This window comes from Streptomyces bathyalis, assembly GCF_015910445.1.
Taxonomy (GTDB): domain Bacteria; phylum Actinomycetota; class Actinomycetes; order Streptomycetales; family Streptomycetaceae; genus Streptomyces; species Streptomyces bathyalis.
Genome location: NZ_CP048882.1, coordinates 445,498 through 460,184 on the forward strand (window position 1 = coordinate 445,498; position 14,687 = coordinate 460,184).

The window sequence follows — 14,687 nt, forward strand, 5'->3', positions numbered from 1 at the left end:
CTTCGGCGAACCTCCCGCCGGGGCGCCTCGCCGCACGCCGGAGGAGTGCGCCCGCCGCCTGTCCTGTGTGCACGCGGCGGCGTCCCCGGCCCGATGGGCCGGGGACGCCGAAGCCGCCTGCCGTCGTTGCCCTGCCGGATCAGGCGGAGCGGCCGACCTTGAGCGCCCTCGCGGTGGTCACCACCCGCTGGGCCTGGTACTCCGCCGCCTTCAGGGCCACTTCGCCGGGCGGGCCCTCACCGGTCACGTGGGACGTTCCGTAGGGGTTGCCCGACTGGAACTGGATGGGGTCGGTGTAGCCGGGAGGCACGATGATGCCGCCCCAGTGGTAGAAGGTGTTCCCCAGCGCCAGCAGCGTGGACTCCTGCCCGCCGTGGGTGGTGCTGCTGGAGGTGAAGGCCGAGTACACCTTGTCCGCGAGCGCGCCCTGGAACCACAGGGGGCCGGCGGTGTCCAGGAACGCCTTGAGCTGACTGGAGACGTTGCCGAAACGGGTGGGGGTACCGAACATCACCGCGTCCGCCCAGAGCAGGTCGTCGTTGGAGGCCTGCTCGACGTCGGCGGTGGCCTCCAAGTGCTGGCCCCACTCCGGATTTGCGGCGATCGCCTCCGGCGGAGCGGACTCGGCGACCTTGCGCACGCGTACGGTCGCACCGGCCTTCTCCGCACCCTCGGCCGCCGCCTGCGTCAGGCTGTGCACCGTTCCGGTGGAGCTGTAGTAGATGATGGAGACGTTCACAGATTCCATAGTTGCTTCCCTCTTCGACGATTCTTGTCCGCTGGTGTCGGCCGGGCCCACCGTGCGGGTGAGCGGCGGCCGAGCCCGTCCGGCGTCCCGGTTCAGCCGGCGAGGAGTCGGCCGCCGAAGCGGCCCCACGCCGCGAACACCGCCATGCGAACAGGACCACGCTGCAACCCGATGGACGGGAACCCCTGACGGGTGAGCCGCTCGGGTCCCGAAGTCGACAGGTGGTGATCGGGCATGCCACAGAAGGCAGAGGACCGGCGGGAAGCCGGTCCCTCACCAGTACGACGACACACACCCTCGTAATGTCAGGCGTCCGGCCCGTCCGTAACGTCAGGTGCCACGCGCGGTCGGGTACGAGGTCCGGCCGAACGGGCAATGGCGAGAGCGAGAGAGCGAGTTGGCCACACCATGAGCAAGCAGTCCGAACCGGCGGACGGCCGTCTCGACCCGGAACTGAGCGCGATCCTGAGCGAGCGGCGCCAACTGATCAACCTCGGGTACCGGTTCCTCGGTTCCCTGACCGACGCCGAGGACGTCGTGCAGGAGACGTACGTCCGCTGGTACGCCCTGTCCCGTGAGCAGCAGGAGGCCATCGAGTCCCCCGCACGCTGGCTGATGAAGGTCGCCAGCCGCATCTGCCTCGACCACCTCGGATCGGCTCGGGCCCGGCGGGAGAACTACGTGGGCGAGTGGATCCCCGAGCCCCTGCCGGATCGTGCGGAGTGGACCGCCGGGCGATCGCCCGGGAGCACCGGTGACCCGGCCGACCGGGTCACCCTCGACGAGTCGGTCAACATGGCTTTTCTCGTCGTGCTGGAGTCGATGACCCCTGCCGAACGCGTGGCGTTCGTCCTGCACGACGTCTTCCACTACTCCTTCGCCGAAGTGGCGGAGATCGTCGGCCGTACTCCGCATGCCTGTCGCCAGCTGGCCTTCTCGGGCCGCCGCCGCATCCGCGCGTCACGGGCCCGCGCCACGCCGGCGACCCAACGCACCGGCACGGTCAGGGAGTTCAAGCTGGCCTGGGAGGCCAAGGACATCGACGCCCTGATCGCCCTCCTCGACCCCGAGGCCCTGACGACCGCCGACGGCGGCGGCCTCGTCAGCGCCGTACTGCGCCCCATCAGGGGAGGCGAGCACGTCGCGCGGGCCTTCGTCGACATCGCCAGCCGGACACCCGACCTGAAGCTGCTGGAACGTACGGTCAACGGCCAGCCCGGCCTGGTGGTCCAGCAGGAAGGAGTGACCGCGGCGGTCCTCGCGTTCGACATCGTGGGTGACCGCATCAAGCAGGTCTGGGCGGTTCGCAACCCCGAGAAGCTCCGCCCCTGGACGGGCTGACCACGTTCATCGTCCTGACAGGACAGTCGATCCCGGTCAGGGTCCTCCGAGTGCCGGCCTGACCCTGCTCATCGGGCGAAGATCAAGGTGGCAGGCGCGGGCGTCGACTGGAACGAGACGTCGTCGAAACCGGCCTTGGTGAGCCACGACCGGTAGTCGGCCCGCCGCCAGGTACTGCCCTGCTTGCTCTTCATCAGCATCTCCGTGGCGAAGATCAGCGGGAAGGGCGGGCCACTGCGGTCGTTCTCGACGACGTAGTCGCAGACGACCAGGGTGCCGCCGGGCTTGAGGGCGCTCCGCAGCTTGCTGAAGAGCTCGATGTTGTCCTCCGGGCCTTCCTGGTGGGCGATGTGGGAGTACACCGCGACGTCGTAGGTGTCGGTGCCGAAGTCGGTCGTGTGGAAGTCGCCGTCCACGCAGGAGAACCGGTCGGCCACGCCGTGCTCGGCCACGAGTCGGCGGGCGATGGTGTTGACCGGTCCCCAGTCGAGCTGGGTCGCCCGGGCGGTCGGGTTGAGCCCCAGCCAGATGGCGGAGTAGATGCCCGAGCCGCCACCCACGTCGAGGATCGAGACGTCCCCGGCCTCCGCCAGGCGCAGGGTCTCCGCAGCGATCTTCGCCACGGGCACGGACTGCGCGGCGATGGCCGGGACCACTTCCGCCCAGTGCGGGTTGTCGGCCACCTCCACCGCCGGGTCCGTCACCGGTCCCCCGGCCTCGACGACGTCGGGCAGGTCCGCCATGACGCACATCTGGGGCAGCTTCAGTGTCGCGAAGCTGGTCAGGCCGGCCGGCCTGCCCTCGACCAGAAAGGCCGATGCCTCGGGGGTGTTGCGGTAGCCGCCGTCGCGCAGCTCCACGAGACCGAGGCTGACGAGCCCGTCGAGGAGGGTCTGTGTACCCCGCTCCGAGATGTCCGCCCGCTCGGCCAGTCGGCCGGCTGTGTCGGCGCCGGCGTCGAGGTGGGTGAAGAGCGAGTGCTTCGCCGCGGCGCCGACGATGGCGGTCGTCCAATAGCCGTTGATGAGCTGCATGATGCGCTCCGGCGTCGGCTGGCTGTCTGTCATGCGCCCCTCTCAGGTCGTGTGTGGACGTACGTGGGTCTTGAGCGCGTTCCGAAGGACTTCTGCGACCCGCTCCACCTGGTCCGCGCTCAGCTCGGCGTGCATGGGGATGGCGAGGTTGCGTTCGAAGAGCTCCGCGGAGACCGGGCACTGCTGCTTCGCCTCATAGACGGGCTGCAGGTGGGAGGCCCAGGTACCGTGGCCGCAGCCGACGCCCTGTGCCCGCAGGTCGGCGGCGACCGCCGCCCGGTCGACGCCCGGGTGCAGCGTCACCATGTAGGACTGCCAGGCGTGGGTGCGGTCCTGCGGCACGTGCGGCAGCGTCAGAAGTTCCTCGTCGGCCAGCAGTTCCGCGTACCGCGCCGCTACGCCCTGCCGACGCTCCAGCAAGGCATCGATCCGGCTGATCTGCACCTGGAGGATCGCGGCGGCGATGTCGGACAGCTTGTAGTTGTAGCCGATCTCGGTGAACTCCGGGATCGGCAACCCGACGACCTTCGACTGGTCGAAGATGCTGCCGATGCCGAAGGACGACCGCAGTCGCGCGTCCGCCCCGAGTGCCGGGTCGGCCGTCAACAGGGCCCCGCCTTCACCGCTGGTGGCTCCCTTGCGCCCGTGGAAGGACAGGCAGGCCACGGGCGCCAGTGCACCGGCCTGGACCCCTTGGTAGGTCGCGCCGACCGAGCATGCGGCGTCCTCTACCACGAACAGCCCGTGGCGGTCCGCTATCGACCGCAATTCCGCGTAGTCGGCGGGCAGGCCGACCGTGTCCACGGCGATGATGCCCACGGTGCGCGGCCCGACCAGGTCTGACACCGCGCGCGGGTCCACGGTGCCGGTGTCGGGACGCACGTCGGCGAAGACCGGGACGGCGTCGAGGTAGCGCACGGCGTGGGCCGGGGCCGGGAACGTGTAGTCGGCGACGATCACCTCGTCGCCCGGCCGGACCCCGAGCGCGAGCAGGGCCAGGTGGAGGGCGGCGCCGCAGTTGCTCAACGCGACCGCGTCACCTACCGCGTACCGGGCTGTCAGCTCGGCTTCCAGCGCCTTCCCTCTCGGGCCTTGACCGGCCGGCCAGCCGGAGGCGAACACCTCCTCGACGGCTGCCAGTTCCTGCTCACCCAAGCTCGCGTGAACCAGGGGGATCATGTCCATCGTCACCTTTCAACGACGCGTTGTGGTCTGTTGCCCGGTAGGGGTCAGGAGGCGGACGGCGGCTCGTAGCGGAGCGGCGTGATCTGGTGGACGTCGTATCGTTCGCGCATCTTCTCGACGGCGGCCGGGTCGACCTCGTGGCCGGCCGAGAAGATCTCGGCGATCTCGTCGAAGTAGTGCTCGTGGTCCGGCGCCGGGTGGCTCTGGAACAGCATCACCGCGGGCTCGTCGCTGCGGTTCCTGAACGCGTGCGGGGTGTTCGGCGGGACGAACATGCAGCTGCCCCGGCCCGCACGCACCGCACGAGTCCCGTCTGCGGACTCCCAGTCGTGCCAGCTGTCCTCGGTGCGCTCGGTCGGCTCGAACGCCAGGAGTTCGAGCTCTCCCTCCAGTACGTAGAAGAACTCCTGCGAGTGGTGGTGGATGTGCGCCCCGACGTCGAAGCCGGGCGGAACCATCACCTCGAAGCAGGACGTGACGGAGCCGTCCGCCCCGGTGACCTTGAAGGTGATCTCCTGAGCCTTTGTGATCAGCTTCCGTCCGTGACCAGCGGGCATGACGAGGCCGCTCATGCGATGCACTTCCTTGTCGTCGAGGGTCGTTGGAGCGCCTTCAGGAGGGCGCTCAGGAAAGGGCGGGTGCGGACGCTCGGTGCAGCATCCTGTCCGGGGGGCTCTGTGCGTCGACGGCCCACTGGCCCACGGCCATCTCGGCGGTGATGCCGGGACCGAATCCCGCGACCACGCCCGTGGCGCCCGACTCCAGCGCGTCTTCTTCGAAGAGCCTGCGGAGGGCGTCCAGCACGACGGCGCTGGCGATGTTGCCGTACTCGGTGAGGGTCGTCCAACTGTGGCGGAACATCTTCGGGTCGGCGCCGAGGAACTTGCTGAGGTCATCCAGGATGCGGGGGCCGCCGGCGTGCACGATGTAGAAGTCGAGATTGCCCACGTCCCAGCCGTGGTCCAGGGCGAGCTGGCGCATCACAGGGGCGATGGGCTCCATCGTCCCCGGCACCCGGCGATCCAGCTGGAAATGGAATCCGGTGGAGCGCACGGCGTAGGAGATCCAGTCCTCGGTGTGGGGAATGAGGTGGGAGGCGTTGCGTTCCAGCGCCATGCCGGTGCCCCCGCGGCCCCGCACCACGGCCGCCGCGACCGCGTCGCCGAACAGGCCGTCGGACAACAGCGAACCGACGCCGTCGTCCTCGGGCTGGTAGCACAGCGAGCACAGCTCGCAGGAGACGATCAGGACATTGCTCTCGGGGTAGGCCGTGCAGAATTCCTGGGCCCGGTTGATCGCCGCTCCGCCCGCCGCGCATCCCAACTGCGCTATGGGTATCTGCCGGGTGTCGTACCGGAAGCCCATGGTGTTGATCAGCCAGGCGGTCAGCGACGGCATCAGGAATCCGGTGCACGACACGTAGATGATCGCGTCGATGTCCCGGACCGTCGTACCGGCGTTCTCCAATGCCCGTTCGATGACGCCCGGGCACCTCTTCTTGGACTCGATCTCGTAGACGCGGTTGCGTTCCTCCAGCCCCGGGTGGAGGAGCGTCTTCTCGATGGGCTGCACGATGTGCCGCTTCCGCACTCCCGTGTTCTTGATCAGCCGCAGCGCCAAAGGAAGTTGAGGCTTTCCGGAATGTACCTTCTCGGCGAAATCTAGAGTCTCCTCAACAGTGATGACATGTTCCGGAACACTCACCGACGGCTTGCACAGAATGGGCATGTCTGGAATTCCGCTTTCTTCTGGGTCCGTCTGGGAATCGGGGCAGGGAGGAAGCCCGAGCCCGTCGTTCACCATGTGCCACCGGCTGGTGCCGGCGTGGTGCCCGATCGAGGCGTCGGCTGCCGGGAGGACGAGCAGGCTCTGACCATCGCGCATGCCTGCCGTGCGGCACGTACCGAAACCGCACGTACCTCCGTGGGCACATTGACCTGGAGAGACTTGCGGCCGGCCGCCGGGCCGGCCGCCCCTCAAGGGGACTTGCGATCAACTGGCTTGCTTCCTCCGCCTGTTCACTGCGCACCCGCCGCACGGGCACAGCGAGTGGGGAGCCATGACACACCGATGCGGCGGCGGGGCGGAGAGATGGACGCAACCTCGGCGTGACGGAGTCGCCGTCCGAAAGGGGGCGAACCGACCGGCGGCGCGCCCAGCCGTGTCAGCCGCGGACGTCCATGCCGGGCCCGCTCACCGGCGAACGCCCCGTGGGAACCCGTGGCCGTACGGCCGCCCGTGGGCGGCGGGATCGGGGCGAGGAAGCAGATCGACGAGGTCCCGGCATCATGCCGGGACCTCGCAGAGCACGTCGCGGTCTGAAGCGAGAACCGAGCGGGCGGTTCCAGGGCGTACTCAAGGCTGCGATCTTATGTATAGATTCTTCGTCGACCGGCTGTCAAGGTCGATGAAGTGTCGTACGGGGGCCCGAACTACGTTCCCTGCAAACGAAGTTGACCTGCGGTGTCAGCCCAGAGCGCCTCCGGGCCTCGGCCGCCGTGATGGGTGGATGCAGGACGCCGGTGGCAACGAGAAGGAGTCGGCGCCGGCCCGGCCCGGCTCCCGGCTTCTCAGGGCGTGTTCGCCGTGGACCGAGACCCCGCACGCCCTCGCGGACGAGCTCGATGAACAAGTGGAAGACCGGCAGTGAAGAAGTCGCCGACAAGACGTTGGGACGATGTGACGGTCTTTCAGGTCGATGACCGGCGAGCCTGCAATGACGGCCTCCCGCGGCGCCGCGCGTGCGTCCGTGGCGCTACGACACCCCCCCTTGACGTCTCCCTTCGCCCACTCACATCATGCCGCTTTGTAAGGGTCAGATCACAATCCCGTCTGCGTCCCGTAAAGCATGAGTACCGCGGCACAAATCCTCGGTGGGCAGACCGAGGGAGCACGGGAAAGGGGAATGGAATGGAAGGAGAATTTTGCCGTACCCGATCCTGTCGGAGCGGGAGGGACGGTCCGGGCAGGCCTTGTCATGGCACGTTCTTATGCTTACCGTGCCATGACCGTTTGACGCACGAGCTGCGTAACCTGCCTACTCTGTACGCGGATTGCAACACGGGCGCCGGCCCGGACGCGGTACGCGTCATAAAGAAATCCCACAAGAAAAGCGCAACCAGCGATTCGATGAACCCCGCAGCCGCCGAGGTGCGATCGTCCATCCGTACGGTCCTGGCATCCTGGGCCGGCCTCGTTTCCGACGAGCGACGACTGCAGCCCCCGAGCCGGGAAATTCCCACGCTCGCCCGATTTCTGGGCCGGCACATCCAGTGGCTGACCCGCCATCCCGCGGCAGGCGACATGGCGGAGGAGATCCGGGACCTAGCGCGCAACGCACGGAACCTCGCCTATCCGAACAGCGTCCGGCGGGTACCGGTCGGCTCCTGTCCCGAAAGCGACTGCGCAGGTGAGCTGTTCGCCCACATACGCGCTCACGATGATCTCCATCCGTCGGAGATCATCTGCACCCTTTCCCCTTGCCATTCGTGGCCGGTGACCTGCTGGGCAAGACTTGCCCGTCAGATACACATCAGGAAAGGAGAGCGGGCTTGAACCGTGAAACCTTGACGGCCGGTCTGACGGCCGATGACATTGCCACTGTCTGGCACATTCCCAAGGGCAGCATCTATCGCTACGCCCACAAGTACCGATGGCGCCGCTATACCCATATCGGGCGCACCTACTACCATCCGCAAGATGTCACGGCCACCTTCGACCGGTTGGCCAAGTAGGTAACTCCAGAACCGAAATTCGCTCTGGCAATTACTCGTCAGCACGATGGTGCCTCGGTCTCGACCGGCAAATCTACCTGGCGTCGCAAGGACGCCAGATCTCCAAGCCATCGGCCAAGTTGACGACGCCGTCCGGCAAGGCCGTTCACTCGGCGTGCCGGTAATGAAGATCAGATCGCCAATCGAGAGGATCAGTGCAATGACACCGGAAGCTACACTCGCGCGACTTCGTGAATACATGGTGGGGCCCTCGCGCTTCATGAACCTGTTGTCCTGTTTCGAGCTGGGCATTATCGATGCGCTACGGGAAACCCCCGGGATGACGGCGGCGCAGCTCGGTGAGGCGGCCGGTGTCAAGCCGGACGCGGTCGAACAACTGCTGCACCTGCTGGTCAAGGAGAGCTTCGTCGCACACGACGAGGCATCCGGCGGCTACACCCTCGCCGCCCTCGACGGCATCGCCGAAGCCGACCTCCAGCGAGTGCTCGCCATGTTCGACCTGATCAAGGTCACCACACTTCGGCAGCTCTTCTATCTGACCGAAACCGTTCGGACGGGCACGGTCGTCGGCCTCAAGGAGTTCTACGGATTCGACGGCACGCTGTTCGCCGCCCTGGCCGAACACAAGGACCTGCGCGACTCCTGGGCACCGGCGATGGACATGGAGACCGTCCGCGTCGATCCCTGGTTCTTCGAGAACATCGACATCCCGTCCGGGGCGCAGGTGCTCGACCTCGCCGGCAACACCGGACTCGGCGCCGTCCACACCTACAAGCAGAAGGCGTCGCCCGGACTTCGGGTGACCACCTTCGACCTCCCCTCGAGGGAAGAGGAAGCCCTGGAGAACTTCCGGGCACACGGTGTGGCAGAGCACTGCTCGTTCATCGGCGGTGACGTCTTCACGGAGATCCCCCGGGGATTCGACGTCGTACTGATCAAGCACTTCCTGGCCATGTGGGACAAGGCCGACGTGTTCAAGATCTTCCGAGGCGTTAACCAGGCGCTGGACGTCGGCGGACAGGTCAACATCCTGATTCCGCTGTATCCCGAGAACAACGACGACACGGACACCCGCAGCAGCGTGGAGTTCTACCCGACCTTCTTCATCGGATGTGCCATGGGTCAGGGCGGAGGACAGAAGCTGTCGACCTACCGCAGCTGGCTCAAGGATTGCGGATTCGAGGTCACGAACGTGATCGTCGAGGACCCTGCTGACATTCCCGCGGACGCCATTCCCGTACATGCGATCGTGGCCGCGGAGAAGGTCACGGACATTGCCGGATAGATCGGTTCGAGCTGCTGCGCCGCGGTGACGGGGACAACCGACTCTAAGGGGTTTAGTGCATGACACCGGAAGCTACACTCGCGCGACTTCGTGAATACGTGGTGGGGCCCTCGCGCTTCATGAACCTGTTGTCCTGTTTCGAGCTGGGCATTATCGATGCGCTACGGGAAACCCCCGGGATGACGGCGGCGCAGCTCGGCGAGGCGGCCGGTGTCAAGCCGGACGCGGTCGAACAACTGCTGCACCTGCTGGTCAAGGAGAACTTCGTCGCACACGACGAGGCATCCGGCGGCTACACCCTCGCCGCGCTCGACGGCATCGCCGAAGCCGACCTCCAGCGAGTGCTCGCCTTCATGAACTTGATCAAGGTCACCACACTTCGGCAGCTCTTCTACCTGACCGAGAGTGTGCGGACCGGCACGGTCGTCGGCCTCAAGGAGATCTACGGATTCGACGGGGACCTGTACGGCGCCGTCGGTGAGCACCGGGATCTGCGCGAGTCCTGGTCGACGTTGATGGACGTCGTCACTGCCCGCATCGACCCGTGGTTCTTCGACAACATCGACATTCCGTCGGGTGCGCAGGTGCTCGACCTCGCCGGCAACACCGGACTCGGCGCGATCAACACGTACAAACGGAAGGCGTCGCCCGGACTTCGGGTGACCACCTTCGACCTGCCGGAGAAAGAGGCGGAGTGCCTGGAGAACTTCCGGACGCATGGCGTCGCCGAACACTGCTCGTTCATCGGCGGTGACGCCTTCACGGAGATCCCCCGGGGATTCGACGCCGTACTGATCAAGCACTTCCTGAACATGTTCGACAGGGACGAGGTTTTCACGATCCTCCACGGCGTCAACAAGGCATTGGACGTCGGCGGACGGGTTCACATCCTGGTGCCCGTGTACACCGAGAACCTCAAGGACTCGTACACCGTCGACTACTACCCGACCTTCTTCCTCGGCTGCGCCACCGGGCAGGGCGGGCCGCAGAAAGTGTCGACTTACCGGCGCTGGCTGGAGGAATGCGGGTTCGCGGTCACCGAGACGATCACCCAGGACCCCGCGGATCTGCCACCGGACGTCATCCCCGTGCAGGCCGTCGTGAGCGCCGAGAAGGTCGCATGATGATCGGCCGGCCGGCGATTCGTCCGGAGAGACGACCGCGCTTGCCGAGTCCGGCACGGCACGGCCCAGTTGGTCGACCACCCCTCTGCTCGATGCCGAACGACCGAAAACCGGCCGCGGATCCAGGTGTGACGAACCTGCGCTTTCCTGTCGCGTCGCAGTCGTACCTGTCATCGGGACGTAATCGCCGACACCGATAGAACAAAGGAGTTCATCCATGAATCCTCGTTACGACCTCTTCGAGAACCCGTTCTCCGCCAAGTTCCTGAAGTACGTCTTCGCGGCAAGCAAGGTGTTCTTCGCGGACTCGCCGCTGCCGGTCACGACGCGGGAACTGGTGTCGCTCCGTACCAGTCAGATCAACGGCTGTGGCACCTGTATCGACATGCACACCAAGGAGGCCGCGCACGCGGGAGAGTCCGCGTTGCGCCTCCACCTCGTCGGGGCCTGGCGGGAGGCCATGGTGTTCACCGACGCCGAACGGGCCGCCCTGGAACTTGCCGAACAGGGTACGCGCATCGCCGACGCGGCCGGGGGTGTCTCCGATGAGGTCTGGGCAAACGCCGCCAAGTACTACGACGAGGAGCAACTCGCAGCCCTGGTGTCCCTGATTGCCTTCATGAACACCGTCAACCGAATCAACGTCATCTCACAGCAGCCTGCCGGCGACTACCAGGTCGGCCAGCTCGACCCCACCACGTAGCCGAGGGGCCTGGCCGGGCCCGGGAAGTCATCGCACGGCAACCACCCCCGGGGCCCGGGGGTGGTTGCTCGACGCAGCGGCGGTCCGCTGGTCCGCCGCTGCGTCGATCACCCGCGCGATGCCCCGCCCTGCGCGCGGTCCGCAGAACGACACAGCGGAGGAATACGACCTGTCGGCCGGGATCCTGCCCGGGGCCGGCCGTCCAGGGCGCGCTGAGCAACAAGCAGAGACCGGCGAACAGTTCACTGTGGGCCACACACTTTCGTGCTCCCGTACATGACTTGAACACAGGCCGGACTCGACGTCCGCAACGAGGAGGTAAGGGACAATGAAGTTCGGTGTGTTCTCCATGAACTCGGATGAGGGTCTCGACCCACTGGAGATCGCCCGCGAGGCCGAGGGGCTCGGCATCGAATCGGTCTTCCTGCCCGACCACAGCCACGTGCCGGTGGCCCGCCGGGTCACCTATGCCGCCGGGGACAAGCACGTCAAACTTGCGCAGCGCGAAGAGTTCGTGCAATCGGCGAACGACATGCCCCGCGATTACTACCGCAACCGCGATCAACTCCTGACTCTGGCATCGATGGCCGCGGTCACCTCGACCCTGCGGCTCGGCACGGGGATCTGCCTTGTCGTGCAACGCGATCCCATCCTGCTGGCCAAGGAAATCGCCACCCTCGACCAGTTGTCGCAGGGGCGGCTGCTGCTCGGGGTCGGTGCCGGCTCGGGGTGGAACCGCGAGGAGATGCGCAATCACGGCACCGATCCCCGTACCCGGATGAGGCTGATGGCCGAGCGGATGGCGGCGATGCAGCAGATCTGGACGAACGACGAGGCGGAGTACCACGGCGAGTTCGTGCAGTTCGACCCCATCCACTCCTGGCCGAAACCGCTTCAGAAGCCGAGGCCGAAGGTGTTTGTCGGAGGGGACGGCCCCACCGTGCTGGACCGGGTGCTGGCCTTCGGCGACGGATGGATGCCGGGCCACCATGACGACATGGGCTACTTCGGGGCGCGGGTCTCCGAACTGCAGGAGCGCGCCGCCGCACTCGGCCGTGGGCGCATGGAGATCAATGTGTTCCTCGCCCACCTCGATCGGCTCGACGACTACGTGGCCGCCGGCGTCGATCGCATCGTGGTCATGCTCCCCACCGGGACTGAGCGGAAATTCCTCAAGGAAGTCGCCGACGCCGCGAACCGCTTCTGACCCTGCCGGCCGAGATTCGCCTTTCGGCGCCTTGTTCGTGCACTGCCTCCGCGTGACTGTTCCGACGCGTCACGCGGAGGGGCCGATTGCGTTACTCAGTGCTTGCGGTTGCGGTCCTGCGATACGGGCGCGGCCAGTTCGATGCGTACCGCGCAGGTCTTGAATTCCGGCATCCGTGACGTCGGGTCGAGCGCGGGGTTGGTGAGCGTGTTCGCGCGGCCCTCGCCGTACCAGTGGAACGGCATGAAGACGGTGTCCGGACGGATGCCTCGCGTGACGCGCGCCGGCGCCACCGCACGTCCCCGCCGCGAGACGATCGCGAGCCTGTCGCCGCTTTCGGCGCCCAGCTGCAGGGCCAGGCGGGGGTGCAGCTCGACGAAGGGGCCAGGGGCGGCCTTGTTGAGGGCGTCGACGCGGCGTGTCTGTGCGCCCGACTGGTACTGGGCCTGCACACGACCGGTCGTCAGCCGCAACGGGTAATCGGCATCCGGCTCCTCGGCAGTGGGGCGGTGCATCACCGCGACGAAACGCGCGCGACCGTCTGGTGTGGCGAAGCGGTCGAGGAAGAGCCGGGGAGTTCCGGCTGTGCACGCCCCGGCCTCGGCACCAGCCGCCGTGCCCGTCTCCGCCGGCTCCGCGCCCCCTTCCGGGCAGGGCCAGAACACGCCGTCTTCCGCGGCGATGCGAGCGTAGGTGATGCCCGAGTAGTCGGCGGGGCCGCCCGCCGAGGCGCGGCCCAGCTCGCTGAAGACCTCTTCCGCGTCGGTGGGGAAACTCTGCTCCCAGCCCAGCCGTGCCGCGAGCCCGTTGAGCACGTCGAGGTCCGTACGTACGCCTGCCGGCGGATCGGCCGCCTTGCGGCGCAGCAGCACACGGCCCTCCAGATTGGTCGTCGTGCCGGTCTCCTCGGCCCACTGCGCGACGGGGAGCACCACGTCCGCATGCTGCGCCGATTCGGAGAGAACCACGTCACACACAGCAAGGAAGTCGAGTGCGCGCAGCCGCTGTTCGACGTGGGCCGCGCTCGGGCCGGAGACGACTGGGTTCGAGCCCATCAGCAGCAAAGTGCGGATGTCGCCGCCGAGTGCGTCCAGTAGTTCGTACGCGCTGCGCCCTGGGCCCGGCAGAGTCTCCGCGTCCACGCCCCACACCCGTGCCACGTGAGCACGGGCAAGGGGATCGTCCAGTTTTCGGTATCCGGGCAACTGGTCTGCCTTCTGGCCATGTTCACGTCCGCCCTGTCCGTTGCCCTGGCCGGTCAGGCAGCCGTAGCCGGACAGCGGCCGTCCGGCACGCCCCGTCGCCAGGCACAGGTTGATCCAGGCGCTGACCGCGTCGGTGCCGTTCGACTGCTGCTCCGGACCGCGTGCCGTGAGCACCATGGCGTGCTCCGGGTCGCAGAAGAGCCGTACGGCCTGGCGCAGTTCGCGCTCGGACACTCCGGTGATGTGTTCCACCAAGTCCGGTCGGTACGCCATGGCGGCGCTGTGCGCCTCCGTCCAGCCAGTGGTCCGCGAGTCGATGAAGTCCTGGTCCAGCCTGCCCTCGGCGACGACGAGGTGGAGTAGCCCCAGCGCCAGCGCCAGATCGGTGCCGGGTCGCGGGGCGAGGTGGAGGGTGGCCTGCTTCGCGGTTCGAGTGCGCCGTGGATCGACGACGATCAGGGTGCCTCCGCCATCGCGCAGCTCCTTCAGATACCGCATCGCGGGTGGCATTGTCTCCGCCGGGTTGGAGCCGACGAGAATGAGACAGCCCGTACGTGCCACGTCCGACAGCGGGAACGGCAGGCCCCTGTCGACGCCGAAGGCCCTTGTCCCGGCTGCGGCGGCCGAGGACATGCAGAAGCGGCCGTTGTAGTCGATCTGGGAGGTGCCGAGGGCCAGCCGCGCGAACTTTCCTAAAGCGTAGGCCTTTTCGTTCGTCAGCCCGCCCCCGCCGAAGACACCCACAGCATCTGGACCGTGCGTGATACGTGTCTGGTCGAGGGCCGTTGCGACCAGGTCGAGCGCCTCCTCCCACGTGGCGGGCTCCAACTCGTCGGAGGAGCGGCGGCGCACGAGCGGCTGGGTGAGGCGCGCCTGCCGGGCGAGAACCGCAGGAGCTGTACGGCCCTTTCCGCACAGCGCGCCCCGGTTCACAGGGAACGAGGGGCGCTCCGCGACCTCCACGCCGGCACGCGTCGCAGCGTGGGTCTCGTTGCTGTCTGGCAAGGGTATTAATGTCATGCCGCATTGCAGGGCGCAGTACGGGCAGTGCGTGTCCGTTCCTGATGCAGCAGAACTGGCCGTGGAATTTGCACACATGGCGCCACGGTACGCGGCTGGGT

The 14,687-nt window shown here is 67.2% G+C and carries 13 protein-coding genes; 7 read left to right on the forward strand and 6 right to left on the reverse strand.

Going from position 1 to position 14,687, the window contains the following annotated elements:
* Positions 1 to 139 precede the first annotated feature (139 nt).
* Positions 140 to 748: an NAD(P)H:quinone oxidoreductase gene (gene wrbA / locus G4Z16_RS02005; protein ID WP_197348873.1), complete on the reverse strand. Its 609-nt coding sequence runs from the start codon at positions 746 to 748 to the stop codon at positions 140 to 142.
* Between the two features lie 408 nt (positions 749 to 1,156).
* Here wrbA and sigJ point away from each other — a divergent pair, with 408 nt between their 5' ends.
* Positions 1,157 to 2,089, forward strand: coding sequence for an RNA polymerase sigma factor SigJ (sigJ, locus tag G4Z16_RS02010; protein WP_197348874.1), 933 nt, complete (start codon positions 1,157 to 1,159; stop codon positions 2,087 to 2,089).
* Between the two features lie 68 nt (positions 2,090 to 2,157).
* Here sigJ and G4Z16_RS02015 read toward each other — a convergent pair whose 3' ends face one another.
* Genes G4Z16_RS02015 through G4Z16_RS02030 form a run of 4 tightly spaced genes read right to left on the reverse strand, consistent with a single transcriptional unit; the run spans position 2,158 to position 6,036 of the window.
* Positions 2,158 to 3,156, reverse strand: coding sequence for a class I SAM-dependent methyltransferase (locus G4Z16_RS02015; protein ID WP_197348875.1), 999 nt, complete (start codon positions 3,154 to 3,156; stop codon positions 2,158 to 2,160).
* Positions 3,157 to 3,165: 9 nt separating this feature from the next.
* Entirely contained in the window at positions 3,166 to 4,308 is a 1,143-nt protein-coding gene (locus G4Z16_RS02020) for a DegT/DnrJ/EryC1/StrS family aminotransferase (protein ID WP_197348876.1), read from the reverse strand.
* Positions 4,309 to 4,352: 44 nt separating this feature from the next.
* Positions 4,353 to 4,880 carry a cupin domain-containing protein gene (locus G4Z16_RS02025; protein ID WP_197348877.1) on the reverse strand — a complete coding sequence of 176 codons (528 nt, stop codon included), beginning with the start codon at positions 4,878 to 4,880 and terminating at the stop codon, positions 4,353 to 4,355.
* 52 nt (positions 4,881 to 4,932) lie between these two features.
* Entirely contained in the window at positions 4,933 to 6,036 is a 1,104-nt protein-coding gene (locus G4Z16_RS02030; RefSeq protein ID WP_197354094.1) for a type III polyketide synthase, read from the reverse strand.
* A 1,284-nt stretch (positions 6,037 to 7,320) separates the two neighbouring features.
* On the opposite strand from G4Z16_RS02030, the gene G4Z16_RS02035 reads away from it, so the two are divergent.
* The 6 genes from G4Z16_RS02035 to G4Z16_RS02060 all read left to right on the forward strand — a co-directional run bounded on the left by G4Z16_RS02035 (position 7,321) and on the right by G4Z16_RS02060 (position 12,361).
* The gene (locus tag G4Z16_RS02035) at positions 7,321 to 7,863 is read left to right on the forward strand and encodes a hypothetical protein (protein WP_246530630.1); all 543 of its coding nucleotides are present in this window, start codon (positions 7,321 to 7,323) and stop codon (positions 7,861 to 7,863) included.
* A complete protein-coding gene (locus G4Z16_RS02040; RefSeq protein ID WP_197355063.1) occupies positions 7,860 to 8,042 on the forward strand; it encodes a hypothetical protein in 183 nt (60 codons plus the stop codon). The genes G4Z16_RS02035 and G4Z16_RS02040 overlap by 4 nt, the downstream gene beginning before the upstream one ends.
* Positions 8,043 to 8,241: 199 nt before the next feature.
* On the forward strand, positions 8,242 to 9,327 hold the full coding sequence (locus G4Z16_RS02045; protein ID WP_246530631.1) for a methyltransferase: 1,086 nt from the start codon (positions 8,242 to 8,244) through the stop codon (positions 9,325 to 9,327).
* Between the two features lie 59 nt (positions 9,328 to 9,386).
* Entirely contained in the window at positions 9,387 to 10,451 is a 1,065-nt protein-coding gene (locus tag G4Z16_RS02050) for a methyltransferase (protein WP_246530632.1), read from the forward strand.
* A 217-nt stretch (positions 10,452 to 10,668) separates the two neighbouring features.
* Positions 10,669 to 11,154, forward strand: a complete 486-nt coding sequence (locus G4Z16_RS02055; RefSeq protein ID WP_197348878.1) for a carboxymuconolactone decarboxylase family protein — start codon at positions 10,669 to 10,671, stop codon at positions 11,152 to 11,154.
* A gap of 328 nt (positions 11,155 to 11,482) precedes the next feature.
* The gene (locus G4Z16_RS02060) at positions 11,483 to 12,361 is read left to right on the forward strand and encodes an LLM class F420-dependent oxidoreductase (RefSeq protein WP_197348879.1); all 879 of its coding nucleotides are present in this window, start codon (positions 11,483 to 11,485) and stop codon (positions 12,359 to 12,361) included.
* 95 nt (positions 12,362 to 12,456) lie between these two features.
* On the opposite strand, the gene G4Z16_RS02065 is transcribed toward G4Z16_RS02060, so the two are convergent.
* The gene (locus G4Z16_RS02065) at positions 12,457 to 14,664 is read right to left on the reverse strand and encodes a molybdopterin oxidoreductase family protein (protein ID WP_197348880.1); all 2,208 of its coding nucleotides are present in this window, start codon (positions 14,662 to 14,664) and stop codon (positions 12,457 to 12,459) included.
* Between the last annotated feature and the right edge of the window lie 23 nt (positions 14,665 to 14,687).